The organism is Mesorhizobium sp. M6A.T.Cr.TU.017.01.1.1 (assembly GCF_004023115.1).
GTDB classification, from domain to species: domain Bacteria; phylum Pseudomonadota; class Alphaproteobacteria; order Rhizobiales; family Rhizobiaceae; genus Mesorhizobium; species Mesorhizobium mediterraneum.
Window position 1 is genome coordinate 42,489 of record NZ_RZTA01000010.1, and the last position, 24,132, is coordinate 66,620.

24 protein-coding genes and 1 pseudogene are annotated in these 24,132 nt (G+C 61.8%); 11 read left to right on the forward strand and 14 right to left on the reverse strand.

All coding sequences use genetic code 11. The features are described from left to right. Window positions 1-197 (forward strand): annotated as a pseudogene (locus EOB36_RS34890) (LysR family transcriptional regulator); the annotation flags it as partial. Between the two features lie 107 nt (window positions 198-304). Here EOB36_RS34890 and EOB36_RS05165 read toward each other — a convergent pair. The 10 genes from EOB36_RS05165 to EOB36_RS05210 form a co-directional block, all read right to left on the reverse strand. Then, complete coding sequence (locus tag EOB36_RS05165) at window positions 305-1,288, reverse strand: alpha/beta hydrolase (RefSeq protein WP_095486711.1); 984 nt, start codon at window positions 1,286-1,288, stop codon at window positions 305-307. A 262-nt stretch (window positions 1,289-1,550) separates the two neighbouring features. Continuing rightward, window positions 1,551-1,736 carry a hypothetical protein gene (locus EOB36_RS05170; protein ID WP_095486758.1) on the reverse strand — a complete coding sequence of 62 codons (186 nt, stop codon included), beginning with the start codon at window positions 1,734-1,736 and terminating at the stop codon, window positions 1,551-1,553. A 190-nt stretch (window positions 1,737-1,926) separates the two neighbouring features. Then, window positions 1,927-4,062 (reverse strand): ASKHA domain-containing protein, encoded by a 2,136-nt coding sequence (locus EOB36_RS05175; protein WP_128284437.1) that lies wholly within the window; start codon window positions 4,060-4,062, stop codon window positions 1,927-1,929. After that, window positions 4,007-4,981: a methyltetrahydrofolate cobalamin methyltransferase gene (locus tag EOB36_RS05180; RefSeq protein ID WP_095486709.1), complete on the reverse strand. Its 975-nt coding sequence runs from the start codon at window positions 4,979-4,981 to the stop codon at window positions 4,007-4,009. Before EOB36_RS05180 ends, EOB36_RS05175 begins: the two co-directional genes overlap by 56 nt. A gap of 79 nt (window positions 4,982-5,060) precedes the next feature. Further along, complete coding sequence (locus EOB36_RS05185; RefSeq protein WP_095486708.1) at window positions 5,061-6,152, reverse strand: methylenetetrahydrofolate reductase; 1,092 nt, start codon at window positions 6,150-6,152, stop codon at window positions 5,061-5,063. Further along, the gene (locus EOB36_RS05190; protein ID WP_128284438.1) at window positions 6,149-6,748 is read right to left on the reverse strand and encodes a methylenetetrahydrofolate reductase C-terminal domain-containing protein; all 600 of its coding nucleotides are present in this window, start codon (window positions 6,746-6,748) and stop codon (window positions 6,149-6,151) included. Before EOB36_RS05190 ends, EOB36_RS05185 begins: the two co-directional genes overlap by 4 nt. Then, window positions 6,741-7,040, reverse strand: a complete 300-nt coding sequence (locus EOB36_RS05195; protein ID WP_126106105.1) for a virulence factor — start codon at window positions 7,038-7,040, stop codon at window positions 6,741-6,743. The genes EOB36_RS05190 and EOB36_RS05195 overlap by 8 nt, the downstream gene beginning before the upstream one ends. Before the next feature lie 145 nt (window positions 7,041-7,185). Continuing rightward, the gene (locus tag EOB36_RS05200; RefSeq protein ID WP_245467621.1) at window positions 7,186-8,097 is read right to left on the reverse strand and encodes a fatty acid desaturase; all 912 of its coding nucleotides are present in this window, start codon (window positions 8,095-8,097) and stop codon (window positions 7,186-7,188) included. Between the two features lie 46 nt (window positions 8,098-8,143). Then, window positions 8,144-8,926: a formyl transferase gene (locus tag EOB36_RS05205; protein ID WP_128284439.1), complete on the reverse strand. Its 783-nt coding sequence runs from the start codon at window positions 8,924-8,926 to the stop codon at window positions 8,144-8,146. A 91-nt stretch (window positions 8,927-9,017) separates the two neighbouring features. Then, window positions 9,018-9,593 carry a DUF4893 domain-containing protein gene (locus EOB36_RS05210; protein WP_128284440.1) on the reverse strand — a complete coding sequence of 192 codons (576 nt, stop codon included), beginning with the start codon at window positions 9,591-9,593 and terminating at the stop codon, window positions 9,018-9,020. Window positions 9,594-9,716: 123 nt separating this feature from the next. Between EOB36_RS05210 and EOB36_RS05215 the strand changes: the two genes are divergently transcribed. Beyond that, the gene (locus tag EOB36_RS05215; RefSeq protein ID WP_128284441.1) at window positions 9,717-10,640 is read left to right on the forward strand and encodes an NAD(P)-dependent oxidoreductase; all 924 of its coding nucleotides are present in this window, start codon (window positions 9,717-9,719) and stop codon (window positions 10,638-10,640) included. An 8-nt stretch (window positions 10,641-10,648) separates the two neighbouring features. On the opposite strand, the gene EOB36_RS05220 is transcribed toward EOB36_RS05215, so the two are convergent. Next, window positions 10,649-11,278 carry a DUF1638 domain-containing protein gene (locus EOB36_RS05220; RefSeq protein ID WP_128284442.1) on the reverse strand — a complete coding sequence of 210 codons (630 nt, stop codon included), beginning with the start codon at window positions 11,276-11,278 and terminating at the stop codon, window positions 10,649-10,651. Between the two features lie 56 nt (window positions 11,279-11,334). On the opposite strand from EOB36_RS05220, the gene EOB36_RS05225 reads away from it, so the two are divergent. Both EOB36_RS05225 and EOB36_RS05230 read left to right on the forward strand, forming a co-directional pair. Beyond that, the gene (locus EOB36_RS05225) at window positions 11,335-11,475 is read left to right on the forward strand and encodes an entericidin A/B family lipoprotein (RefSeq protein WP_128284443.1); all 141 of its coding nucleotides are present in this window, start codon (window positions 11,335-11,337) and stop codon (window positions 11,473-11,475) included. 273 nt (window positions 11,476-11,748) lie between these two features. Then, window positions 11,749-11,961, forward strand: a complete 213-nt coding sequence (locus EOB36_RS05230) for a hypothetical protein (RefSeq protein ID WP_095486756.1) — start codon at window positions 11,749-11,751, stop codon at window positions 11,959-11,961. Between the two features lie 200 nt (window positions 11,962-12,161). Here EOB36_RS05230 and EOB36_RS05235 read toward each other — a convergent pair whose 3' ends face one another. Continuing rightward, window positions 12,162-12,860, reverse strand: a complete 699-nt coding sequence (locus EOB36_RS05235) for a B12-binding domain-containing protein (protein ID WP_095486700.1) — start codon at window positions 12,858-12,860, stop codon at window positions 12,162-12,164. A 271-nt stretch (window positions 12,861-13,131) separates the two neighbouring features. Between EOB36_RS05235 and EOB36_RS05240 the strand changes: the two genes are divergently transcribed. The 6 genes from EOB36_RS05240 (at window position 13,132) to EOB36_RS05270 (ending at window position 20,733) form a co-directional block, all read left to right on the forward strand. Beyond that, entirely contained in the window at window positions 13,132-14,706 is a 1,575-nt protein-coding gene (locus EOB36_RS05240; protein WP_128284444.1) for a trimethylamine methyltransferase family protein, read from the forward strand. A gap of 923 nt (window positions 14,707-15,629) precedes the next feature. Further along, on the forward strand, window positions 15,630-16,445 hold the full coding sequence (locus EOB36_RS05250; protein WP_128284445.1) for a hypothetical protein: 816 nt from the start codon (window positions 15,630-15,632) through the stop codon (window positions 16,443-16,445). Window positions 16,446-16,465: 20 nt separating this feature from the next. Then, entirely contained in the window at window positions 16,466-17,137 is a 672-nt protein-coding gene (locus EOB36_RS05255) for a hypothetical protein (RefSeq protein ID WP_095486697.1), read from the forward strand. 103 nt (window positions 17,138-17,240) lie between these two features. Continuing rightward, complete coding sequence (locus tag EOB36_RS05260) at window positions 17,241-17,972, forward strand: dienelactone hydrolase family protein (protein ID WP_128284446.1); 732 nt, start codon at window positions 17,241-17,243, stop codon at window positions 17,970-17,972. An 89-nt stretch (window positions 17,973-18,061) separates the two neighbouring features. Beyond that, on the forward strand, window positions 18,062-18,616 hold the full coding sequence (locus tag EOB36_RS05265; protein ID WP_127206407.1) for an RNA polymerase sigma factor: 555 nt from the start codon (window positions 18,062-18,064) through the stop codon (window positions 18,614-18,616). 2 nt (window positions 18,617-18,618) lie between these two features. After that, the gene (locus EOB36_RS05270; RefSeq protein WP_128284447.1) at window positions 18,619-20,733 is read left to right on the forward strand and encodes a VWA domain-containing protein; all 2,115 of its coding nucleotides are present in this window, start codon (window positions 18,619-18,621) and stop codon (window positions 20,731-20,733) included. Between the two features lie 167 nt (window positions 20,734-20,900). On the opposite strand, the gene bmt is transcribed toward EOB36_RS05270, so the two are convergent. Continuing rightward, entirely contained in the window at window positions 20,901-21,917 is a 1,017-nt protein-coding gene (gene bmt / locus EOB36_RS05275; RefSeq protein WP_126106114.1) for a betaine--homocysteine S-methyltransferase, read from the reverse strand. Between the two features lie 90 nt (window positions 21,918-22,007). Next, complete coding sequence (locus tag EOB36_RS05280) at window positions 22,008-22,850, reverse strand: helix-turn-helix transcriptional regulator (protein WP_029351899.1); 843 nt, start codon at window positions 22,848-22,850, stop codon at window positions 22,008-22,010. Between the two features lie 229 nt (window positions 22,851-23,079). Here EOB36_RS05280 and EOB36_RS05285 point away from each other — a divergent pair, with 229 nt between their 5' ends. Continuing rightward, a complete protein-coding gene (locus tag EOB36_RS05285; protein WP_164547179.1) occupies window positions 23,080-24,090 on the forward strand; it encodes a fatty acid desaturase in 1,011 nt (336 codons plus the stop codon). Window positions 24,091-24,132 lie beyond the last annotated feature (42 nt).

Consider the following 24,132-nt stretch of genomic DNA (forward strand, 5'->3'; position numbering starts at 1 on the left):
ACCTCGCGGTGGCTCCGCTGCCGAAAGCGTTCCTCGGCAGCGAGATGGTTGAGCTTTGCCCGAAGGACGGCATGCCGGATATCGGCACCTACAATCTCGCCATGGTCGTGGCGCCGGACGCCAGCGCGCCGGTGAAGGCGGTTGCCGACCACATCCGTGCGACCTTCGAAGTGTTCAGGGAAACCGGCAAGTTCTGACTTAGAGCGCTTTGCGTTTTGGTGGAACCAAAACCGCGCTCCAAGTCTTTGTTTTAACGCATTTTGTCGGACGCCAAACGAAGACGTTTGGCTGCAAAATGCTCTAGCTACGACCTCAACGGCGCAGCCAGGTCGTGAGCGGGGTCGCTACGACCTGTCCTTTGCAGTGCCAATTCGCCGGCTTTGGCGTGATAGCTTTCGGTGTCGCTGGTCAGGAACGTCACGATGCTGTCCCGCGCGCGCCGCGCTTCTGGCATGTCGATCAGTGGCCAGACATGGAACATGCCTTGCTCGTGCACGACCTCTATCTCGACACCGGCGGCACGGGCCTTTTGCGCGAAGATCAGATTGTCGGGGGTTAGCATATCGCGTGAACCGGTCAGAAGCAGCGTTTTCGGCAACACCGAGAGGTCACCGTAAAGCGGGCTGATGCGCCAGTCACTGGGATTTATGCCGGCACTGTAGAGCCGGACTGCCTCCAGCCCGCCCGGAATTCCCAGCCATGGATCGTAGCGTTCCGCCTCGAACACTTCGGGGTTGGCGAGCGACAAGTCGAGGCCGGGCGAAATCAGCACATGGCGCGACGGTAAGGGCTGGGCGTCTTCCGCGGCCATCATGGTCAGCACCACGGCCATGTTGCCGCCGGCGGAATCGCCCATGAAGACGATATCCTGCGCTTCCGTTTCGTCGAGCAGCTGACGGTAGACCTCGCCGACCATGCCGAACATGGCGTGGAAATCGTGTTCGGGAGCAATGGGATAGATCGGCACGGTAATGCCGAAGCCCAGCCGGTCGGCCATATCGGCGATCAGCCCCCAATGATAGGACGTGATTTGAAAGACATAGGCGCCGCCATGCAGGTAGAGAATCCGCTTTCGCACACCGGCCTTCGGCGCGATCTCGTAGACGGGAAAGCCGTCCACGCTGCGCGTCGTGATCTCGAAACGCGATCGCAGCGGTGCGGGCGGCTGATGATTCTCCGTCTTGCGCGCATACGCGATCCAGCGCTGCAGGTTTTCCGGGCTGGAAAAGGCCTGCTTGCGGCTATGCCTGAGCACGAAGGACACGACGTGGCTTTTGAGACTTGGCATGCGGACACACGGACTTCGGCTGAGCCGACTAAGAGAACCCCTCGCTATCGAAGATCGTGCCTTCGCCCAAAATGTCAAGATTTGCGCAGTCTTAACACGGCGGTGTGATCTGGCTGGCAATCAAGGCCAGCGTCCAGTCTGGCTCGCTGCAATGCTCAGCGCCGGGGCAGCCGTGCGGCGCGCAGTCGACGGTCGCTTGCCGCCGGAGCCGCATGACGGCTCCGGCGCTTGGCCAGCAGCTTGCATTTGTCGGCGAAGGTCATCAGCGCGCCGAACCCAGGAGCAGAGCCGAGAAGGTGACCTGCGGGTCTTCGCGCGGCGACACGGGCCAGCCGATGTCCCTCTGAATTTCGGGCGGCAGGCTGTTCAGCGCCCGGACGGACCTGTTTCTTTTGTGTGCATTCCTGATGGCCATACCATAGCGGCCGAGGCTTTCGAACATCGACATCTTCATCTCCTTTGGAGTGCTGCGGCGGCCGAAAGTTATTTCCTGCCTGCCGTTCGATGCCGGTTAAATGCGCCGCACATGTATCTGGTGGATTACACGAAAACAGCGCCTTGTTTCAGTTTGGGCTGATCCGGAAACATTTGCATGCAAACGAGAATGAGGGCGAAATGCAGCTTTCGCCGGCGGGACGTTACCCCCGGCCGCGCCGCGCCGCGTGGCCTTCGCGCGAACGCCGCCGCGGGGCGGCATCGCCGGCAATGCCGTCCTCGCTGACCGTCTTGCGCGGCGGCAGCTTCACCGCCGCCGACAGTTTCGGGAACGGGTCGACCTTGTTCGGCAGCGCCATGGCGTAGACGAAATGTTCCTGGAATTTCGGCTCCAGCGCGGTCTCGATCTTCTCGATCTGGCTCACTGTTTCCTCGATCTCGCGGCGATAGCCGCGATTGAGCAGCGCCATGCGCGCACCGGCGCCGGCGGCGTTGCCGACGGCCGAGACCTTGTCGAGATCGCAATCGGGGATCAGTCCCAGCACCATGGCGTATTTCGGATCGATGAAGGAGCCGAAGGCGCCGGCGAAATGGATGCGGTCGACATGATCGGTGTGCTGCTTTTCCATCAACAGCTTGGTGCCGGCATAAAGCGCGGCCTTGGCGAGCTGGATGGCGCGCACGTCGGTCTGGGTGATGGTGATCCTCGGCTCGCCTTCCTTCAGCACATAGGAGAAGGTGCGGCCACTGGCAGTGACGCGCGGCGAGCGGGCGGAGAGGCTGCCGTCGACGACACCGTCCTCTGAGATGATGCCGCCCAGATACATCTCGGCGACCACCTCGATGATGCCGGAGCCGCATATGCCGGTGACGCCGGTCGCCTGCACGCTGTCGAGGAAGCCGGGCTCGTCGGACCACAGTTCCGAGCCGATGACGCGGTATTTCGGCTCCAGCGTGTCGGGATCGATGCGGACGCGCTCGATGGCGCCGGGCGCCGCGCGTTGGCCGCCGGAGATTTCCGCCCCCTCAAAGGCCGGGCCGGTGGGCGAGGAGGCCGCCACGACCCGCTGACGATTGCCGAGCACGATCTCGGCATTTGTGCCGACGTCGACGATCAGCATCATCTCATCCTGCCGGTGCGGACCCTCCGACAGCGTCACCGCAGCCGCGTCGGCGCCGACATGGCCGGCGATGCAAGGCAGCATATAGAGCCTGGCGCCCTGATTGAGCTTCAGGCCGATATCCGACGCCTTGATGTGCACGGCGCCCGAGACGGCCAGCGCGAAGGGCGCGCCGCCGAGTTCGGTCGGGTCGATGCCGAGGAACAGGTGATGCATGATCGGATTGCCGACGAACACGGAATCCAGGATGTCGTTGCGCTGGACGTTGCCTTCCGCGCAGACCTTGTCGACGAGACCCGAGATCGCCTCGCGCACCGCAACCGTCATGCCTTCGCGGCCGTCCGGGTTCATCATCACATAGGAGACGCGGCTCATCAGATCCTCGCCGAAGCGAATCTGCGGGTTCGACGTGCCCGACGAGGCAGCGACGCGGCCCGACAGCAGCGACACCAGATGCATGGCGATGGTGGTCGAGCCGATATCGCAGGCAAGCCCGTAGGCCTCGTTCTTGAGACCGGGCCACAAAGAGATGACCCGCGCGGTCTCGCTGTCGGCATCCTTGTGGATCGCGGCGGTCGCGGTCCAGTTGCCCTTGCGCAAGATGCCTTGCACCTGCGGCAACAGATGGAAGTCGAAATCGAGGCTCTTGAGCCCCCAGTCCTTCATCAGCGCGATCTTCAGGCGATCGAGATCGCCTGATGGATTGTGCATGTCGGGCTCTTCGATCTCGACATAGCACATATGGATTGCCGAATCGCGGGCGATGACCCTGGTGTCGGCGTCTTTGCGGATGGTCTGCGCGTTGATGACCGTGTCCTGTGGCACGTCGACGACGAGATCGCCGAGGATCTGCGCCGAGCAGGACAGGCGTCGCCGTTCGGGAAGGCCGCGCACGCGTTCGTAGCGCTCTTCCTTGGCGCTCTTGGGCGAGATGTGGTCATTGGAAGAGACGATCTTGTGCTTGGCGAAGTTGCCTTCCTGCACCTCGACCTGACAGCGCCCGCAAGTGGCGCGTCCGCCGCACACGCTCTCGACATAGACGCCGAGTTGGCGCGCGGCATCGAGCACCGGCGTGCCGACCGGAAACCGCCCGCGCTTGCCGGACGGCATGAACAGCACGAGCGGGTCGGTGATGTTGGCAGGAGAGTTCACGATTGCGCGCTTATCCTCGGGCCATACGGGCTTCACGGCCACCGCGCCGGCGGCCGCCGTTGCCATTGCTTTCGCCCGGCGCGTTGACTTGCGTCGGCGCTGCGACCGCCTGGCCGCCTTCGGCCGGCTTGTAGTCCTTGTAGGTCCTGATCCAGTTGGTGCAGTTCTCGTCGGTGCCGTTCAGCACGTTGGCGCCGCGTACCGCTTCCATCTCCTGCGGTCGCACCGGATTCATGATCGCCGAGGTCATGCCGGCGCCGATCACCATCGGGATGAAGGCGGCGTTGATGCCGTGGCGGTGCGGCAGGCCGAACGAGATGTTGGAGAGGCCGCAGGTGGTGTTGACCTTGAGCTCCTCGCGCAGCCGGCGCAGGAGGGCAAAGACCTGGCGGCCGGCATCGCCCAACGCGCCGATCGGCATGACCAGCGGGTCGACGACAACATCGTGCGCCGGAATGCCGAAATCGGCGCAGCGCTCGACGATCTTCTTGGCGACGGCGAAGCGCACGTCCGGATCCATCGAAATGCCGGTCTCGTCGTTGGAGATGGCGACCACCGGAACGTTGTATTTCTTGACCAGCGGCAAGATGGCTTCGAGCTTTTCTTCCTCGCCGGTGACGGAGTTGACCAGCGGCCGGCCCTTGGCGACCCTGAGCGCCGCCTCGATCGCGGCGGTCACCGAACTGTCGATCGACAGCGGCAGGTCGACCAGTCCCTGCACGATCTCCAGCGTCTGCACCAGCAGGCCGGGTTCGGTCTCGTTCGGATTGACAGAGGTCACGCCTGCATTGACGTCGAGCATGGTCGCGCCGCAGGCGGCCTGTTCCAGCGCGTCCCTGATGACAGTGTCGAAATTGCCCGCGATCATCTCGGCGGCGAGCTTCTTGCGCCCGGTCGGATTGATGCGTTCGCCGATCACGCAGAAGGGCTGGTCGAAGCCGATGATGATTTCTCGTGTCGCCGAGGCGACGATCGTCCGGGTCATGAAATCTCTCCGTCGTGATATAAAGACTTCTTTATATCGTTTCTGATCTCGATCAAGCGAATGGTGACCGTCCGCGCCATCAATGCGCGGTCTTGACCATGTCGACCTGCGTTTCGGTGATCTCGTCGTGCAATATGTGGTCTAGACGGTCGGCGACGAGCTGGTCGTCGCGGCGGATTTCGCGTTTCCAGGGCTGGCGGCCCTTCAGCACGCCCGATTCATCGACAATCTCGGCGACATATTCCTCCTGGCGATAGGCCATCACATGGACGCCGGAAACGCCGGGGATTTCCTTCACCTCGTTGATGATGTCGATGCAGAGCTGCTTGCCTTCCTTCTTCTGATCCTGGGCGCCTTCCAGTCGCTTGACGATCTGATCGGGGATATGAATGCCCGGCACGTTGGAGCGGATCCATTTGGCGGTCTTGGCCGAGGCCAGCGGTCCGACCCCGCACAGGATGAAGCATTTTTCCGTAAAACCGAGGTCCCGGATCTGCTGCATGTAGGTGCGGAACATCGGCACGTCGAAACAGTATTGGCTTTGCACGAATTGCGCGCCCGCCGCGATCTTCTTGCCCAGCCGGTAGGGGCGGAAATCGATCGGCGGCGCGAAAGGGTTGATCGCCGCACCGAGGAAAAGCTGCGGCGGCGTCGTCAGCTTGCGGCCGGACAGGAATTTGCCGTTGTCGCGCATGATGCGGCAGGTTTCCAGCAATGACATGCAGTCGAGATCGAACACCGGCTTGGCGCCGGGCTGGTCGCCGGCCTGGACCCCGTCGCCTGTCAGGCACAGCATGTTGGCGACGCCCATCGCCGCCCCGCCCAGCACGTCGCCCTGGATGGCGATGCGGTTCCTGTCGCGGCAGGCGATCTGCATGATCGGGGCATAGCCCATGCGGGTCAGCAGCGCACAGATGCCGACCGAGGACATGTGGCAGTTGGCGCCCGACGCGTCGACGGCGTTGATGGCGTCAACCCAGCCGTCGAAGATTTTGGCGCGGTTGTAGACATCTTCCGGATCGGCGCTGTCGGGCGGGTTGAGCTCGGTCGTCACCGCGAACTCGCCGCGCCTCAGGACGCGCTCCAGGCGTCCTCGCGACGTGTGGCCGGGCAGGGGCTCAAGCGGCAGATGAATGCCGGCCGGGTTCTCGTCGCGCTGGCGGCCGATCATGTCGGTGCCCCGGTATTCGGAGCGTTGCGGGTGGCTTCGCGCGCGGCTGCGGCCTGCGCGGTCACCCGCAGCCATGCCGAGGTTTCGCGCAGCGACTGGTCGACCGGCTTCTGCACGTCGAGGATCTTGTCGCCATGCTTCATGTTGCGTGAGCCTTCCCAGGCCTTGACCCAGACGCAGGGCATATCAGGCTCGACCTCGCAATTGCCGTTGGCACGCACGCCGCCGCAAGGGCCGTTGCGCAATTGCTTGGGGCAATTCATCGGGCACGACATGCCAGTGGAGGAAAGGATGCACTGGCCGCACATGCGGCAATCGAACATAAAACCCTTGACGCGTTTTTCGACGAATTTGATCGGGGCTTCGACGCGGCCGTAACCGATGCCCTTCCACAGCGGGTGGAGAGTCAAGAACATGTCGGCGAACCTGGCGTAGAACCATTCGAGCAATCGCGAATGCCGCACGGACCACAGCCTGACCGCGAACGAGCGCTGCACGCGCCGCTGCGGCGACACGTCGGCCGGCTTGTAGTCGGATTTCGGCGCTGCCTTCTTGACCAAAGTGGCCTGGGTAACCGCCGGGGTCGTTTCAGACATCTTTTCCGCCCGCCTTGACCAGAGCGACCAGCCGCTCGCGGTCGTATTTCGCGTCGAGATCCTGAAAGGCTTTTTCAGCCTCGCCTTCAAGATCGTCGCTGACCGGCACGGGGTCGGCCTTGCGCCATTCGGCCAGGTAGTCGTCGGTGCCGCCGGCGCCGGTGCGCATCGCGCACATGTCGATCGCCTCGGTGAAGCGCAGCGGCAGTTCGCGCTTGGCGTTCTGCCGGCCCTTCTTGACGATGACCTGCGCGGGGATGTCGCGCCAGTAGACGACGATCAGATCGGCCATGAATTTCTTACTCCTCGTGTTCCGAGCATTGCCGGAAGCGCTGTTGGGCTGCTTGTTATGGGACGACGCGCGCGCATTCAAAAGCGACGCAATCGCAGGGCGCAAAAGGAAAGGTGGAAATTTTCGATGCTTGGCTTGGTTTGGATCAGCCGCCGCGACGATCGAAGCTGCCGACGAGCTTCCTGTGGAAGCGAACGTAGCCTCGCTCGGTCGTGCGCAGATGCTTGGCGACGATCTGGTGGAAACGCGGCAGGCGGTGAAAGGGAACGGCCGGATAGGAGTGATGCTCGGAATGGTAAGGCATGTTCCACGCGACGAAGCGCACAAGCCTTGTAGTAAAGGTGGTGCGGGTGTTTTCGAGCATGTTGGCGACATGCGGGCATAGTGCGTGCTCGGCCAGCAGATAGGCCCGCAATAAGGGTTGGCCAACGAGCACCGGCACAATCCAGACCCATAGCAGCAGCGCCGACTGCGCGACCAGCGAGGCCACCAGCAGCACCGCATAGGCGATCAGGAACCAACGTGCTTCCGAAATCACCTTGTCGTGGCCCTTTTCCGGCACGAAGCCGTCGCGGTTGCGGCCGGCGGCGTTGACGACAATCACGCGCGCCATGCCGCTCCAATAGGGGACGCCGGAGAGATAGCGCAAATACTGGGCGATGGTCTCCGGTTTCGGGCTCATCAGTTCGGGATCATTGTCCGGATCGTGCGTGTGTCGGTGGTGCGCGAAATGGAAATAGCGGAACCAGACCGGCGGTAGCAGGATTAGGAAGCCGGTCACGGTGGCGATGGCGCGATTGAGCCACGCTGTCCTGAAAGCGGTTTCGTGGATGGTCTCGTGCAACAGCGTGAAGAAGAAGACGATCAGGATCCCCTGCGGCAGCATAATAATGGGCCAGAATGGGATGCGGGCGGTGATCAGCGCGCCCAGCACGACAACCAGTCCGCCATGGACAGCCAGCCGGACAATGCCGGGCCTATCCAGCTTGGTGGTGAGGTCGCGACGATCCTCGACCGACAGACCGGCGATAATGGTGCGGTGGTCGATTTCGCTCATGCCTGCAAGCTTATCGCCGAGGCGCTGTCCGGTAAATCGGCACTCCTTACCAGACGCCGGTTTTTACGCCGGTCCAGAGGTAGAACCAGATCGTCGGATGATACCATTGTTTGGAAGGCAGGCCGGGATCTGAGGTGGCAAGCTTGTCGGCCAGCGCATCCCTGACCGCCTCGACGCAGATGTCGCGTGAGAATGCCGCCTGCCGCAGCGCATAGCTTGAAATCGTATCGCCTGCCTCAGGCTTGCCGCGCACCTGCCGCAGCACGCCGCCGGTGTCGACGCCGGCGTCGACCAAATGCACGGTGGTGCCGAAGTTCTCCGCATCGCCGGAGGCCAACGCCCAGTAGCCGCCATTCATGCCGCGATACTTCGGAGCGATGCCGGCATGGTAATTGAGGACCGGGCAAGGAATTCTGGCAAGTGTCTGCCTCGACAGCAGGCGGCAGCCAGCGAGCAGCACGACGCCGGGCTGGATTTCCCTGATCGCCTGCAGGCACTCCGGCGCATTGGCTGAGGGAACGTGGATGATCGCTTGTCCGGGCTTTGATTCCGTCTGCAGTTTCTGTTCGGCGATGATGCGTGTTGCGTGCCCGGCGAAAAACCGCTTACCGAGCCGTGTCAGCACCATCGTGCCGAGCTGCCCGATGGCCTGTAGCCAGCCTTGGCGACGGGCACGCCTGAGCAGCAATTGCTTTTTGGATTCAGGGCTTTCGAGGATGACGCTGACCGGACCCAGCCGGTCAGTGATGGCGTTGACGATGGCCCAGATATGCGGTCCGCCTTCGGTGACGACGACGATCGGCCGCGGATTTGATTTCAACGGTTCCATGTTTGTGCCGCCCCGAAAAGACCTGCTCTCAGCGGGCGGGATGCTAGGCCGGTCGGGTTAATCGTTGGTGATCGGAACCAGGGCCGCAGGCTCAGCGCTTGAATTCAAGGATGTCGAGCTTCGATTCGTGATAGGGCGCCGGGAACTCGATGCGCCATTCGTTGACGCTGTTGCGAAAGGCGTAGCCGACCTGATCGCTTTGTGGGCCGCTGCCATAGGGTTTCGCGGGATCGTTGTTGACGGAGAAGGAGCCGAGATAGATCGAGCGCTTTTCGCCGTCGTCGAAGAAACGGCCCTTGGTGCGCTGCGAGCCGGTGATTTTTTCCAGCATCCAGCCCGAACCATCGTCGCTCACCTTGCACTTGAACCAGCCATAGATGACGAGCGGGCTCATTCCGCCAGCCTTAATGGTGCGGCATTGCCAGTTGCCGGTCAGGTCCTTGTCGGAAAACGAGACCAGCGGCTTTGCCAGCAAGGCGTCGAGCTGCTTGACCTCGGCGGCGTCGCCGGCCTTGGCTTCATCAAGGGCGGCCTTACGCGTCTCATCATATTTGTCGAGCCGCACCTTGTCGGCGGGCGTGATCAGCTTCTGCACCTCGCCATCGGCGAGCGCGGGCAGGGCGAAACAGACAACGCCTGCTGCGGCAATCAAGAGGCGAGCGATCATGGGTGCGTTTCCTAGTCGATAGCTGGAACAGCCTGTTTTCTCGTTTGGCATACAACTTACCCGTTCGCAGCGGCCTGTCATCCGTGCTTAACAGCGGTCAGGTTAAAAATCGTGGTTTCGCCGATGCGGATCTTGCTTACGGGATCGTCAGGCTGGCTGGGTAGCGCGCTCGCGCCGCGCCTGCGGGCCCTTGGCCATGACCTCGTCGGCCTCGATCCCGTCCCGTCGGTGCAAACGCAGGTGATCGGCTCGGTCGCCGACCGTGATCTGGTCATGCGGACGGTCAGTGAAAACCGCATCGAGGCGATCATCCACAGCGGCGCGCTGCACAAGCCTGACATCGAACACCAACGTAATGAGGATTTCATCGAGACGAATGTGCGCGGCACGCTCAACCTGCTCGACGCGGCGGTGGCATCACGCGTTCAGCGCTTCGTCTTCACGTCGACGACCTCGCTGATGATCTCGAAAGCCATACGCGCCGGCTTGACCGGCGGTGCGCGCAAGGCCGCCTGGCTGACGGAAGACATGTCGCCCGAGCCGCGCAACATCTACGGCGTCACCAAGTTTTCGGCCGAACATCTTTGCCGCCTCTATCACATTCAGTCCGGACTGCCGGTGATCGTGCTGCGCACCGCACGGTTTTTTCCCGAGGCAGACGATATGGCGCATGCGATCGAGCAGTCGGAGGCCAACACCAAGGCCAATGAGCTGTTGTTTCGCCGGCTGACCGTGGAAGATGCCGCCGAGGCTCATATCGCGGCGCTGGAGAAGGCGCCACAGCTGGGCTTCGACATCTTCATCGTCTCGGCGCCAACGCCGTTTCGGCCCGATGATTGCGCGGCATTGATCGCCGACGCACGATCCGTCGTCACGCGTTATTTTCCGGAGTTTCCGGCGCTCTTTGCGCGGAAAGGCTGGACGATGTTTTCCTCGATCGACCGTGTCTACGACGCCTCGCAGGCGAGGAACAGGCTGGGATTCGTCTGCAGGACGAGCTTTGCCGATGTGCTCGCCACGCTCGCAGCGGAAGAAGGGGCCGCCTGATCGAACGGTCAGGCGTGTGCCGCAGCGCTGGCCAGTTCCGTCGTCAGGTCGCCATAGCCGGTCGAGCGGCGCTCATAGGTGAGGCCGAGCATTTTCGCGGCCTGCTCGGCGACCTTGTCGAGTTCCGGATCGTCGGTCTGGGCGATATAGACCAGCTTCTCGTAATTGCCGAAATAGTCCTTGATCAGCTCCGGATGCCTGTCGAGGCCGAGCGGCTTCATGAAGAAGGCGTCGAACTGGCGGCACAGGAAGTCGGTCATGTAGAACGACATCATGTCATCGTCGGCGACCTTCGCGTAGGCATCCATGCCCTGGTAGAAGGCAAAGCAATGCGGCCCGACTATGCGCTCGACGCCATGCTTTTCGCAGACGCGGTCAAGCAGGCCGCCGGTGCCGCAATCGGCGTAGCCGACGAAGATGTTTCTGTAGCCGTCCGCCTTGGCCTTCCCGATTGCCTTGTCCATGGCCGGTGCGATGCGGTCCGGGTAGAAATGGAACTCCGCCGGCAGGCAGGTCAGGTCGAGATGGTCGAGCCCCAGCTGCTCCTTGACGGCCAGAATTTCGCGCGCAATCATCCCGCAGGCGATGACGAGCAGCCTGTCGCCTTGATCGGCTTGTGGTTTTCGCACGGCGCTCATAGAACCGGTTTCGTTGCTATTGGTTTCGAATCTATCGAACGAGGGAGACACCGTCCATGAAACTGTTGCGCCTTACACCCATCGCCATCCTCGCTTGCGCCGTGGCACTTTCAGCTTGCGCCAACACCGTCCGCGGCGTCGGCAAGGATGTCAAGTCGACAGCCAACGCGGTTGAGGACACCGTCAACAACCCCTGATCCGCAATTTTACCAAAGCGCATCGCGATCAACATAGTTCAAGCAATGCGCGTTAAGTCCTTGTAACATTTGGGAACAACAGAGTCGCGCTGCAAGGCGCGGCTCGATTTATTGTGCATGCCGAATTCGCCGAGATCAGGCCGAAGCGCGGACGTCGTGTCCGCCTGTTGCAATTGTTTTCTTCGGGGCGGGCACGAAAAGTTGACTTTTCGCGCAGGGGATATGCCGTTACCCTTTTCTAGTACCCTCAACAACGAAACTAGGAGCCATAGGATGAAGACCGCTCTCTTAGTTGTCGCCGCTCTGGGCCTTTCGGTGTCCGGCGCCGCAGCGGAATGTGTTGGCCACACTAAAACGACGGCTTCCGTAGATCAGCAAACCAAAGCTGCAAGCGTGGATCAGCAAACCAAGGTCGCAAGCATCGCAAATACGACAACTGCCGACACGCCGGTCCTGAAAAAGGAAGAGGCGAAAGAGTCGGAATAAGCGCTTCAACCCGCTCGAACGCTCCGAGCAAGGCTTGCCGCGCTCAAAGTCGCGTTCAAAGATTTCATCGGGTATGTTCGCTACGCGGATGGCTGTCGCTTGCTGATGTCTTGACATGCCAGCGTTACGCGCCGCATCGGCCTGTATCATAGCATAAGTACGGGCTTCCGTACTTATGCTCCTGTCTTCTCCTCGTCAGCTCAGGCCGAAGCGCGGACGTTGTGCTTGCGCTTCATGAAGTCCTTGGCGGTCTCGACCGCCACGGCGGCGTCGCGGCAATAGGCGTCGGCGCCGACGGCCTTGCCGAACTCCTCGTTGAGCGGCGCGCCGCCGACCAGCACGACATAGTCGTCGCGGATGCCCTTTTCCTTCATCGTGTCGATGACGACCTTCATGTAGGGCATGGTCGTCGTCAGCAGCGCTGACATGCCGATGATGTCGGGCTGGTGCTGCTCGATGGCGTCGAGATATTTTTCCACCGCATTGTTGATGCCGAGGTCGATGACGTCGAAGCCGGCGCCCTCCATCATCATGCCGACAAGGTTCTTGCCGATGTCGTGGATGTCGCCCTTGACGGTGCCGATCACCATCTTGCCCTGCTTAGGCGCGCCGGTGGCGGCGAGCAGCGGACGCAGGATGAACATGCCGGCCTTCATCGCGTTGGCGGACAACAGCACTTCCGGCACGAACAGGATGCCGTCGCGAAAATCCTCGCCGACGATGCGCATGCCTTCGACCAGTGCCTCGGTCAGCACCTTGTAAGGCGCCCAGCCGCGCTCGAGAAGGATATTGGTGCCTTCCTCGATCTCTTCCTTCAGCCCGTCATAAAGGTCGTCGTGCATCTGCTGCACGAGCTCGTCGTCGGAAAGCTCGGAAAGGATGATCTCGTCGTCGGCCATTTTTAATCCAGCTCCTTGCCGCACGGATACAGTTGCGGGGCCTCAAATATCACGTCAATACCTAACCCGCTACAGCCTTGCGTCCATAGCTGATTTGCGACTTCCCGCAAAAGGAAAGCGACCGCAAATCTATTGGAATTCTTGTCGATTTTGCGACAGGCGTTGGCGCTGGCGGGCCGTTTCGAATAGGGTGCATGGCTACGATCCGGCCAGAAGGCGCAATATGCGGCCGTAATAATTATGCCAGAACAAAAGTCAGGGAAGAACGATCATGAGTGAGAACGCGCCGGTCGACCAGGAAGCGTCAAACGCGCGGCGCGGACGTGCCGCCAGCGGTGGTGCCGCTGCCCGGCGGGCAGCGCGCTCGGGTGGCGGCCCCGGCACCCAGCTCACCTACATCAAGCGCAAGATCAACGTCTATGAGGTGCTGGACGAGGAAGGGCTGGCGCTGATCGAGAAAAACACCGACACGGTGCTCGAAGAGATCGGCATCATCTTTCGCGACGACGCCGAGGCGCTGCAGCTGTGGAAAGAGGCCGGCGCCGACGTCAAGGGCGAGCGCGTGCATTTCCCGAAAGGCCTCTGCCGCTCGCTGTTGAAGACAGCGCCGTCCACCTATACCCAGCACGCCCGCTATGCCGAGCGCTCAGTGCAGATCGGTGGCAACGCCACCGTCTTCGCGCCGGTCTACGGACCACCCTTCGTGCGCGACCTCGACGGCGTCAGGCGCTATGCAACGATCGAGGATTTCCGCAATTTCGTGAAGCTCGCCTATATGGCGCCGTCGATCCACCATTCGGGCGGCACGGTATGCGAGCCGGTCGACGTGCCGGTCAACAAGCGCCATCTCGACATGATCTACAGTCATATCAAATATTCGGACAAGCCGTTCATGGGCTCGGTCACCGCGCCGGAGCGCGCCGAGGACACGGTGGCGATGGCAAAAATCGTGTTCGGCGACGATTTCGTCGAGAACAACACGGTGCTGACCAGCCTGATCAACGCCAATTCGCCGATGGTGTTCGACGAGACCATGCTGGGGGCGCTGAAGGTCTATTCGCGCCACAACCAGGCCTGCATTGTCACGCCGTTCATCCTCGCCGGCGCGATGAGCCCGGTGACGGTCGCCGGCACGCTGACCCAGGTTCTGGCCGAAGTGCTGGCCGGCGCGTCGTTCACGCAGCTGATCCGGCCGGGCGCACCGGTGCTGTTCGGCACCTTCGCGTCGTCGATCTCGATGCAGTCGGGCGCGCCGACCTTCGGCACGCCGGAGCCGTCGCTGGTTTCCTATGGCGCGGCGCAGCTCGCGCGTCGGCTTGGCCTGCCGTTCCGCACCGGCGGCTCGCTCTGCGCCTCGAAAGTCCCGGACGCGCAGGCGGCCTATGAGAGCGCCAACACGCTGAACTCGACGATCCTCGCCGGCACCAATTTCGTGCTGCATTCGGCTGGCTGGCTCGAGGGCGGGCTCGCCTCCTGCTACGAAAAGTTCATGATGGACATCGACCAGCTCGGCATGACGCAGAAGTTCTCCGAAGGCGTCGACCTGTCGGAGAACGGCCAGGCGATGGACGCCATCCGCCAGGTCGGTCCAGGCAGCCATTATCTCGGCTGTGACCACACCCAGGCCAATTTCCAGACCGCCTTCTACCGTTCCAACATCGCCGACAACAATTCCTACGAGCAGTGGTTGGCCGAAGGCGAAAAGACCGCGCCGCAGCGCGCCAACGAACTCGCCCGCCGCTGGTTGGAAAGCTACGAGGCGCCGCATCTCGATCAGGGTATCGACGACGGGCTGAAGGACTTCATCGGCAGGAAGAAGGCGTCGATGGCCGACGCCTTCACCTGAAAGGAGCCCGAGTCAGGCGGGGCTAAAGTCGCCAACATCATCCACAAGGAAGTCTGGCGGAGCGCCTTCTCCGATTCGGACAAGAAGGGGTGATTTGCGTCTGCCCGTCCGATGCCTTCGGACATCGCTTGCCCGGAGACCGATATGGCTCGAAGGAAGGTTTTCAAGGGTGTTGCGATCGATATCGCCAGATCGTTCGTGAGCCGTAACAACGACGTTGATGGCTACTGGGGCGTAGGCAAACTCCATTCATTGGCACAAGAAAATTCGACATCCAAAATTCGAATAGACCTGTCAAAAGAGTCTTCCGCAACATTGCCAACCTTCGCTTCGATGATAGGACGGTATCGTTCCATGATTGAGGCCCAAGCCGCGGCTCGCGGCTTGAAACTTCAAACTTGTTCGATCGAGGTGGAGTTTGACCTGTCTCGGAATATCATTGATGCCCCTGTCTGCTCGGATGACGAAAACGGGTTTAGGTGCTGGTTGACGATCGTCGATGATCGGGGGAAGGCTTGGAGCCATATGGTCTCGGGGTGTTCCCGCCCTCACGATCCGAAACGAGAGTCACGCAGCTTACGAGCTTCATAAGGCGACTATGTCCGATGTGACGTCCTTTGGGTTGCAATCTCACGGGTCGCGACCTCGTTATGAAGGCGTTGGCAAGGCCTTGGCCGCTCACGGTCTCATGCTTCGCGGTGGGTTCAATTTCGCAGTATGTGAAGCGCCTCCACCTAGCCCCTCTGGCGCTGCCGCCAGATCCGTCTTGCTGGTGGGGCAGGCGGGCGCCGCGCCATGGCCGCATTTCCTGCGTTGGCGGGGGACGACCGTGATCAATCCGCTCAGCGACCGGCAGCCAGCATGTTGGTGGCCACCGCGATCCCGTGCTATTCCGCTCGCCTAGCTGAAGGCGTTCACCTTTGATGGATGAGCGATTTATCGGGGGACGGGTGCGGATGCCTTTCAATCCAGTCAGGCGAAACCGGAATATTGGCACGCCGAAGCAGGGCCATGGGCAAAACAACCGCATGATCGTTCCCCGACCGTGGATATCCGCTGGATGGTGTGCGGCGCAGCTCAATCCTGGCCAGATGCTGCGCAGGACGGTGAATGGCAGGGACGTAACACTCATTGTCGAAAAGACGAGCGGTGGGTGTGTTCACGCATGCTCGGTCGAAGATGTGGTCTTCCTTCTCTCTCATGTTCCTCTCGCTGACTGGGCCGGGCTGGAAACATTTGTCTTGCGCCAACCGACGCGAAAAGCGCGCGTACTCAGACCGGCGTGGGGGCGAATGTTTTATTATGCCGATCTTGGTTTTCGCGGATCCTCCATCGAAAAAAGTGGTCCGGCCTTATTTTTGGAAGCCTGTAACGTTGGCGACACCATCGAATGGTCCACATCGCTGGACCCTGAGGATGCGGCAGAGTTGGACAGACTTCGTTTGGATGGTCACAAAGTCAGCCGGGTTGGGAAGAAGCATCTCGTTTCCACCTCACTCGATTCCGTGCGAGCCACGCAGCTCTATCGCACGCTTCTGCATGAGATCGGTCACTGGGTTGATTGGCTTGGAAAAGTGGAAGCGCCGTTCGCCCAAGGTGAGGACTACTCAACACTTTATGACCGCTATTTTGCCCGGCCCAAAGGTGAAGTAGAGGCGTTTGCGCATCGCTACGCCGATAATTTGCGTGAGACGCTTGAGAAAAGGGGAGTAATCCCGTTTTCAAGGATCGAAGGGTGACAGAGTTCCTTGAGCGCAGCATGGTCGAAACCGTCGCGGCTGCGCTTTCCGCTCACGGTCTCATGCTTCGTGGCGGCTTCAATTTTACGGACGGCGAGCAAGCACCTTCCGGTCTCTCTGGCGCTGCCGCCAGATCCGTGCTGTTGGTGGGGCAGGCGGGCGCTGCGCCGTGGCCGCATTTCCTGCGCTGGAAAGGAAGCCAACCGCAAACCATCGCCAATCCGCTCGATACGTGGTCGCGTGAAGTGATCGGCGCGGTGGCGAAGAAATTCGGCGCGCGTGCCGTGTCACCGTCCGACAGGCCGTATCTGCCGTTCCAGCAATGGGCGAAGCGGGCGGAGGGACTGAAGCCGTCGCCGCTCGGCATCCTCATGCATCCGCAATACGGGCTCTGGCACGCCTATCGCGGCGCGCTGCTGTTCGAGGACGAGATTGCGCTCCAAGAACCTCGCGACGTGATTCACCTTTGCGATGCATGTCTGGAAAAACCTTGCCTGAAATCCTGTCCGGTCGACGCGTATTCTGCGGATGGTTTCGCGCATGAAACGTGTCTGGCGCATGTGCGTGGGCAAAACGGCGCGCCTTGCCGAACCGGCGGTTGTCTCGATCGCAACGCCTGTCCCTATGGCACGGCCTATCGCTATCCCCCAGAGGCTCAAGCTTTTCACATGGCGGCGTTTGCGCGTCTTTAGCATCGCCGAATGCCGCACGGAATCTTGAATGCGGTTGCCTCATTACGACTTGCCCTGACGGACTGCGCGGATATCTATCGCACGACAAGTCAAAGGAGTGGTGATGGCGAAGCGGGACATTCAGATCAAAACCAGCGACGGCTTGGCAAAAGCCGGTCTGTTCCGCTCGGCAGCCCCGGCCAAGGCGGCTATCATCCTCTATATGGACGCTTTTGGCCCGCGGCCGGCGCTCGACCAAATGGCGGAACGGCTTGCAGGCGACAATTACGCGGTATTGGTCCCGGACCTTTTCTACCGCAACGCGCCCTACGGCCCTTTCGAGGCCAAGACCGCATTCAGCGACGGGAAGCGCAAGGCCGTCATCACGGGTCTTCTCAGCGGCACGACCCAGGACATGACCATCCGCGACAGCGGCGCTTTCCTCGATGCGCTCGATGCCGAAGGCGTGGCCGGACCAGTCGGCGCCGTCGGCTATTGCATGGGCGGAGCGCGGGCGCTGAATGCAGCCGCGGCCTATCCCGACCGCATCGTTGCCGCCGCCAGTTTCCATGGCGGCAATCTGGCGAGCGATGCTGCCGACAGCCCGCATCGGAAGGCTGCGTCGATCAAGGCGCGGGTCTATGTCGGCACGGCTGGTGTGGACCGCAGCTTCCCACCCGAACAGTCGGCGCGGCTGGCCGAAGCGCTGCGCACGGCCGAGGTCGACCACGTCATCGAAAACTATGCCGGCATGGCGCATGGCTGGTGCGCGCCGGACCACAGCGCCTTCGATGCAACCGGCGCTGAGCGCCACTGGAAGCGGCTGACGACGCTGTTCGCGGAGACGCTCGGGTAGGGCGCAGATGGTCTTCAAGTGACCGCCTCCCAAAAAATTTCTTCCATCATCCCAAGGAATCGCCATTAGCCTTCGTCCAACAGGCAATGATGGCGATGATGCTGGATGAAAGCGAAGCCTCCGACGCCGAGTTGATCGGGCGGGCGAAGGACGGAGACAGGGGGGCTTTCGGCAAATTGCTCGAAAGGCACTATGACTTCGTCTATCGCGCCGCCTATCGCTGGTGCGGGAAAAAGGCCGACGCCGAGGATGTCGCCCAGGAAGTCTGCATCCGGCTTGGCCGGGCGATCCGCGATTATCATGGCAGCGGCGCCTTCACCACCTGGCTCTACACCATGACGCTGAATGCGGCACGCGACGTGATGCGCAAGACCGCCCGCGAGACGGTCAAGACCGACGCCTACGGCGCTTACGCACTGATCTCGGGAGAAGCCGAGCCTGAAGATCCGACCGAGGCGCTTTGGGCGGCAGTGCGGATGCTGCCGGGCAAGCAGCGCGACGCGGTGCTGCTCGTCTATGGTGAAGGGCTGAGCCACGCAGCCGCTGCCGAGGCGATGGGGATCTCGGAGACGACGGTTTCCTGGCACATCCATGAAGCGAAGAAACGGTTGCAGACGCTCGTGCGTTCAACCGGGGAAGTGTGATCATGGTCGACGACAACGAACTCAAGAGGCTGCGCGATATCGCAGCACCGGCACCGGGTGCCGACGCAAAGGCGCGTGCCTTCGAGGCTGCCATGCGCGCCTACGACCTGGACGAAAAAACTTCACCTGCCACCCAAGGATCGGCGAACGGGCTTCGTCTCATAGAGCGAGCACAAAAGCTCTGGAGCGAAATCATGCAAAAGAAACTCTTCGCCACGCCGGCCATTGCCGGGCTCGTCGCCCTGCCGATCGCCGGATACGCCACCATCTATATGCTGCAGGAGCAGCCGTTCCATTCCGGCGGGGACGAGAAGATCACCGAAACGCTGGCCGACAAACCAGCGGCTAAAGCGCCGGCCACGGTGAGGCCGCTCACCGTGGCCGAGGCCGACAAACAGAAGAAAGCTGATGTCGACGCCGAAAGCCGCGCCGCGGCCGAGGCGCTTGCGCCGGCATCGCCGCCGAAGCCCCAATCGAATGCGCTGGGTGGCCTGGTGGAGCAGGATATGCTGGCTCGCAATGCGCCCGAGCCCTCGCCTCGCGAGGCGCTGGCTGGCGGTTCAAGTACCACGGCTCCTGCAGCCGATGGCGCCGCGCAGATTGGCCGTGTGCCCGGTACTGTCGCCCAATCCAGGTTGATGGCTCAGCCTTCGACCGCACCAGCCGACCAGATGCTGCTGCCGGAGCAAAACCGCGACCGCGTCGAGGATTTCAAGACCAATCCGGTGCGTACGGCGCGCGAAGACCCGGTCTCGACCTTCTCGATCGATGTCGACACGGCCTCCTATTCCTTCGTGCGGCGTTCGCTCAGGGAAAGTGTTGTGCCGCAGGCCGACACGGTCCGCGTCGAGGAGATGATCAACTACTTCCCTTATGACTGGAAAGGACCGGACACTGCCTCGACGCCGTTCAACTCGACCGTCAGCGTCATGCCGACGCCATGGAACGAGCATACCAGGCTGATGCATGTCGCCATCAAGGGTTTCGACGCCAAGCCGGCCGAGCAGCCCAAGGCCAATCTGGTGTTCCTGATCGACGTGTCGGGCTCGATGAACGAGCAGGACAAGCTGCCGCTCCTGCAGTCGGCCTTCCGGCTTCTGGTCAGCAAGTTGAGGCCCGACGACACAGTCTCGATCGTCACTTACGCGGGTGACGCCGGCACTGTCCTGGAGCCGACCAAGGTCTCGGAGAAGGACAAGATCCTCAATGCCATCGACACATTGACGCCCGGCGGCTCGACGGCCGGCGAGGCGGGCATCAAGGAAGCTTACCGGCTGGCGCAGAAATCCTTCGTCAAGGACGGGGTCAACCGAGTGATGCTGGCCACGGACGGCGACTTCAATGTCGGCCAGACCAACGATGACGATTTGAAGCGGCTGATCGAGCAGGAACGCAAGACCGGCGTGTTCCTGTCGGTGTTCGGTTTTGGCCGCGGCAATCTCAACGACCAAATGATGCAGACCATTGCCCAGAACGGCAATGGCACCGCTGCCTATATCGACACTTTGGCGGAGGCCGAGAAGGTGCTGGTCGAGGATGCGTCCTCGACGCTGTTCACCATCGCCAAGGAGGTGAAGATCCAAGTCGAGTTCAACCCGAACAAGGTCTCGGAATACCGGCTGATCGGCTATGAGACGCGCGCCTTGAACCGCGAGGACTTCAACAACGACCGCGTCGATGCCGGCGAGATCGGGTCCGGCCATTCGGTCACCGCGATTTACGAGATCACGCCGAAGGGCAACGGCGGCGAGAAGATCGATCCGCTGCGCTACGGCCAGGCGTCGGTGAACAATGGCGGCGTCGCCAACGCCGACGAATATGCCTTCGTGAAGATCCGCTACAAGCTGCCGAACGAGGATGCCTCGAAGCTGATCACCACGCCGGTGACATCAGCCAACGAAGTGGCTGATTTCAACCAGGCCAGCACCGACCAGCGGTTCTCGGTTGCCGTCGCGGCGTTCGGCCAGAAGCTGCGCGACGAGGATGCGACCGCGAAGTTCGGCTACGACAAGATCGTGGAGATTGCCACTGCCGCCCGGGGAGCCGACCCGTTTGGGTACCGCTCCGAGTTCCTCTCGCTTGTGCGCCTTGCCTCGGCGCTGGGCGGCAATCGGTAGTGGCGATGATGGCCGGTTTTCTTCAGATGGGATCATTCTGATACGGGATAACCGACCCACGGGCGGGTGCGGCAGGCCGGCAGGGGAAACCTTGCCGGCCTTTTTCAACATTGTAATTCCGACATTGGTCGTGACGCCTCGACGAAAGTGCCGGGTAGCCGAAAGCGTCAGGCGCGGCTGCGCCGGCGCTCGCGGCGGGCTTCGCTGGTCTCGGCTGTGTTGACCGTGGCCTGTTTGTTGCGCATCGGACCGATGCGCTCGACGATTTTCTCGACGGTCGGGCGATCCGACTTGGTGTGTGCGTCGAGCGCCTTGCGCATGGCGGCTAGGTGAGCGAACGAGGTGCCGCAGCAACCGCCGACGATCTTGGCGCCGGCATCGACGGCGAGCCTGACATAGTCGGCCATCAGTTCGGGCGTGCCGGAATAGTGGATTTCGGCGCCACGGAATTCCGGAATGCCGCAATTGCCCTTGACGATCACCGTCGCCTCCGGCTTCGCCTCGGTCATGTCGAGCAGCGAAGCGAGGATGTCGGAGGCGCCGACACCGCAATTGGCGCCGACACCGAGCGGCGCCTGCGACAGTCCATCGGCGACGCCATGGATGTCCTTCGGCAACAGCCCCATCATGGTGCGGCCGGCGGTGTCGAAGGAGCCGGTATAGGTATAGGGCAGGCCGACGCGGATGGCGGCTTCGGCGGCGGCGCGGATTTCGTCCGGCGCCGACATGGTCTCGATCCAGGCGACTTCGGCGCCGCCGGCCTTCAGGCCCTCGATCTGTTCGGCAAAGGCCTCGACTGCCTCGTCATAGGTCATGGCGCCGAGCGGCACCAGCAACTCGCCGGTCGGGCCGACCGAGCCCGCCACGATGACCTTGCGGCCGGCTGTATCGGCGACGGCGCGGGCGATCTCGGCGGCGCGCTTGTTCAGCGCATGCACGCGGTCCTGCGCATGGTGCAGCTTCAGCCGGTGACGGGTGCCGCCGAAGGAGTTGGTGAGGATGATGTCGGCGCCGGCATCGACAAAGTTCTGGTGCAGGCTGGTGATGGTGTCCGCCGCGGTCTCGTTCAGCAACTCTGGAGCCTCGCCGGCCTCGAGCCCCATGGCGAACAGATTGGTGCCGGTGGCGCCATCGGCGAGCAGAACGCCCTTTTCGGCAAGCAGCGCGTCAATCGGGTTGGTCATTGGAAATACGCCTTCCGGGGAACTCTTTGTCGAGATAAGGATATAAAGAACTCTTTATATGGCGTCAATGTCGACGCGAGAAACAGGCCGTCAAAATCGCATCTCTGCCAGCCTTTGCGTGAAGCTGGCTGCTTCATGCGCGTTGATGTCGGCAGCGCGGATCAGATTGTCGAAATGGCTGGTCAGCGTGCGGACCGGCTGGGTCGCATTCAGCACCAGATACATGTCGCCGACATAGATGGCGGCGCGATAAGGTCCGAAGATGGTGTAGGGGATCGAATAGCGCATCCGCCCATCATAGAGAAACAGGCGGAAAGTGGGATAGAGATCGTCGAGCAGCGTCGCCATGTGGAGAAGCTGCTGGTGGCGGTCGGCCTCCGGGAAACGGTCCCACACGCCTAAGCCTCGCGCAAAAATCTCCAGCGTGTGGCGCGGCATGCAGACTTCCATGTCGGTTTCCGGCCGCCGGTTGTAGTCGATGCGGTACTGCGTCTCACCGGCCTGGGCCTCGCGGCTCTTGTTGGCGATGCCCGCTTCGTAGTCGACCAGCGCCTCGGTGCGCAGAAGGTCGGGAATGCCGGCCGGCACGTAACGGATTTTCGTGCCTGCGGCCTCGGCATGCCACCTTGCCAGCAGCGTGCGGTCAAAGCCATCGGGCGCTTCTTCGATCTCCAGGCTCTCGCGGATTTCACCGGTGACGCCTTCGTCCTGGCTGAGGCCGAGCAGCCAGTCGAGCGATACCTTGAATTCGGCGGCGATGTTGAGCAGCGTTTCGGCGCGAGGAAGGCGTGTCGAGGCGCCGGACAGCAACTGCGAAAGCGCCGAACGGTCGATGCCTACCGCCGTCGCGAAGGCGGACTGGTTCAAGTCGGACCGTGTCAAGAGCATTTTCAGGCGCTCCCGAAAGATCGTCGACAGGTCGCGTTTGTCCATATCGTCATTCCGGCCATTGGGAGGAAAAAAATCCGCCGAAGCCACCGAAGTGGCACCTTAGGCGTAAATGAATCCTCCAACTTGTTTACAAAATATAACATATGCGGCTGAAAATGCGCAATCGCAACATCTTGTGCGCTTTGTCGCGTTGCAGCGATTCAACGCTCCTGACACAATCCTGTCAGGAATCAAAAATGATTCCGGCGACTGGAAGGGCAGTGGTCGATCCATGACGAGCACGAATAACAGACGACGCAATGCACCGGCCATCGAATGGCCGACCGTGTCTCTGGCGTTTTTCTGTTACGGCACCTGGCTCGTCGCCGGCTCGCTCATCTGGCCATCGTACCCGCTGTTGGCGCTCGCCGTTCTGGCGTTGGTCGCCGCACTGCAATCCTCGTTGGCTCACGAAGTCCTGCACGGCCATCCGACCCGCAATGCACAGCTCAACGAAGTTTTCGTCTTCCTGCCGATCGGCCTCGTCTGGCCGTTCCGCCGGTTCAAGACCATTCACCTGCGCCACCATGCCGACGAACGGCTGACCGATCCGCTGGACGACCCCGAAAGCTACTACAAGGCGCTGTGGCACCATGACGAGTTGCCGCCGGCAATGAAATTCCTGCTGAAGATCAACAACACGATGGTCGGCCGCTTCGTGCTTGGCCCGTGGCTCTCCTGCATCGGCTTCTTCATCGACGATGCCAAGCAGATGCTTGCCGGCGACACTGCGATCCGCAAGGCGTGGCTGCTGCACGCGATTGGCTTGGTCATCGTGCTGCCCATCGTGCAGTTCGGCTTCGGCATCCCGTTGTGGCTCTACATCCTGGTGCCGGTGTGGCTCGGCCAGTCGCTGATTTCGATCCGCACTTTCGCCGAGCACCAGTGGTCGGAGCATCCGGAAGGCCGCACGGTGATCGTCGAGCGTTCGCCGCTGTCCTTCCTGTTCCTCAACAACAATCTGCATTTCGTCCATCACAAGAGCCCGACGGTGGCCTGGTACCGGTTGCCGAAGCTGTTTGCCGACCGCCGTGACGAGTGGCTGCGGATGAACAATGGCTATGCCTATCCGAACTATTTCGCGCTGCTCAAGGCTTATGCGTTCAGGGCTAAGGAGCCGATCGTTCACCCCGTGCTGCGGCGCGCGCCGGAACCAGGCCGGGCGTTCAAGCCGCGCGTCAGGGCGCGCAGCCTCAATGGCCTTGGCAGCGCGCCGGTGCCGGCCGAGCCGCCGAAAGAATGAATTTTGCGGCATCGCCGCGGCGATAGCCAGGTGCGCGTCAAT

Coding starts and splice junctions, on each gene's coding strand:
- EOB36_RS05220 (WP_128284442.1), bottom strand. CDS start 11,278: ATGAGCGCCGTGCGAAAACCACAAGCCGATCAAGGCGACAGGCTGCTC.
- EOB36_RS05210 (WP_128284440.1), bottom strand. CDS start 9,593: ATGATCGCTCGCCTCTTGATTGCCGCAGCAGGCGTTGTCTGTTTCGCC.
- bmt (WP_126106114.1), bottom strand. CDS start 21,917: ATGACCAACCCGATTGACGCGCTGCTTGCCGAAAAGGGCGTTCTGCTC.
- EOB36_RS05170 (WP_095486758.1), bottom strand. CDS start 1,736: ATGTCGATGTTCGAAAGCCTCGGCCGCTATGGTATGGCCATCAGGAAT.
- EOB36_RS05255 (WP_095486697.1), top strand. CDS start 16,466: ATGGTCGAAACCGTCGCGGCTGCGCTTTCCGCTCACGGTCTCATGCTT.
- EOB36_RS05260 (WP_128284446.1), top strand. CDS start 17,241: ATGGCGAAGCGGGACATTCAGATCAAAACCAGCGACGGCTTGGCAAAA.
- EOB36_RS05235 (WP_095486700.1), bottom strand. CDS start 12,860: ATGGCCGACGACGAGATCATCCTTTCCGAGCTTTCCGACGACGAGCTC.
- EOB36_RS05205 (WP_128284439.1), bottom strand. CDS start 8,926: ATGGAACCGTTGAAATCAAATCCGCGGCCGATCGTCGTCGTCACCGAA.
- EOB36_RS05195 (WP_126106105.1), bottom strand. CDS start 7,040: ATGGCCGATCTGATCGTCGTCTACTGGCGCGACATCCCCGCGCAGGTC.
- EOB36_RS05180 (WP_095486709.1), bottom strand. CDS start 4,981: ATGACCCGGACGATCGTCGCCTCGGCGACACGAGAAATCATCATCGGC.
- EOB36_RS05225 (WP_128284443.1), top strand. CDS start 11,335: ATGAAACTGTTGCGCCTTACACCCATCGCCATCCTCGCTTGCGCCGTG.
- EOB36_RS05190 (WP_128284438.1), bottom strand. CDS start 6,748: ATGTCTGAAACGACCCCGGCGGTTACCCAGGCCACTTTGGTCAAGAAG.
- EOB36_RS05215 (WP_128284441.1), top strand. CDS start 9,717: ATGCGGATCTTGCTTACGGGATCGTCAGGCTGGCTGGGTAGCGCGCTC.
- EOB36_RS05200 (WP_245467621.1), bottom strand. CDS start 8,097: ATGAGCGAAATCGACCACCGCACCATTATCGCCGGTCTGTCGGTCGAG.
- EOB36_RS05175 (WP_128284437.1), bottom strand. CDS start 4,062: ATGGCAACGGCGGCCGCCGGCGCGGTGGCCGTGAAGCCCGTATGGCCC.
- EOB36_RS05250 (WP_128284445.1), top strand. CDS start 15,630: ATGGATGAGCGATTTATCGGGGGACGGGTGCGGATGCCTTTCAATCCA.
- EOB36_RS05230 (WP_095486756.1), top strand. CDS start 11,749: ATGAAGACCGCTCTCTTAGTTGTCGCCGCTCTGGGCCTTTCGGTGTCC.
- EOB36_RS05240 (WP_128284444.1), top strand. CDS start 13,132: ATGAGTGAGAACGCGCCGGTCGACCAGGAAGCGTCAAACGCGCGGCGC.
- EOB36_RS05280 (WP_029351899.1), bottom strand. CDS start 22,850: ATGGACAAACGCGACCTGTCGACGATCTTTCGGGAGCGCCTGAAAATG.
- EOB36_RS05270 (WP_128284447.1), top strand. CDS start 18,619: ATGGTCGACGACAACGAACTCAAGAGGCTGCGCGATATCGCAGCACCG.
- EOB36_RS05165 (WP_095486711.1), bottom strand. CDS start 1,288: ATGCCAAGTCTCAAAAGCCACGTCGTGTCCTTCGTGCTCAGGCATAGC.
- EOB36_RS05285 (WP_164547179.1), top strand. CDS start 23,080: ATGACGAGCACGAATAACAGACGACGCAATGCACCGGCCATCGAATGG.
- EOB36_RS05185 (WP_095486708.1), bottom strand. CDS start 6,152: ATGATCGGCCGCCAGCGCGACGAGAACCCGGCCGGCATTCATCTGCCG.
- EOB36_RS05265 (WP_127206407.1), top strand. CDS start 18,062: ATGGCGATGATGCTGGATGAAAGCGAAGCCTCCGACGCCGAGTTGATC.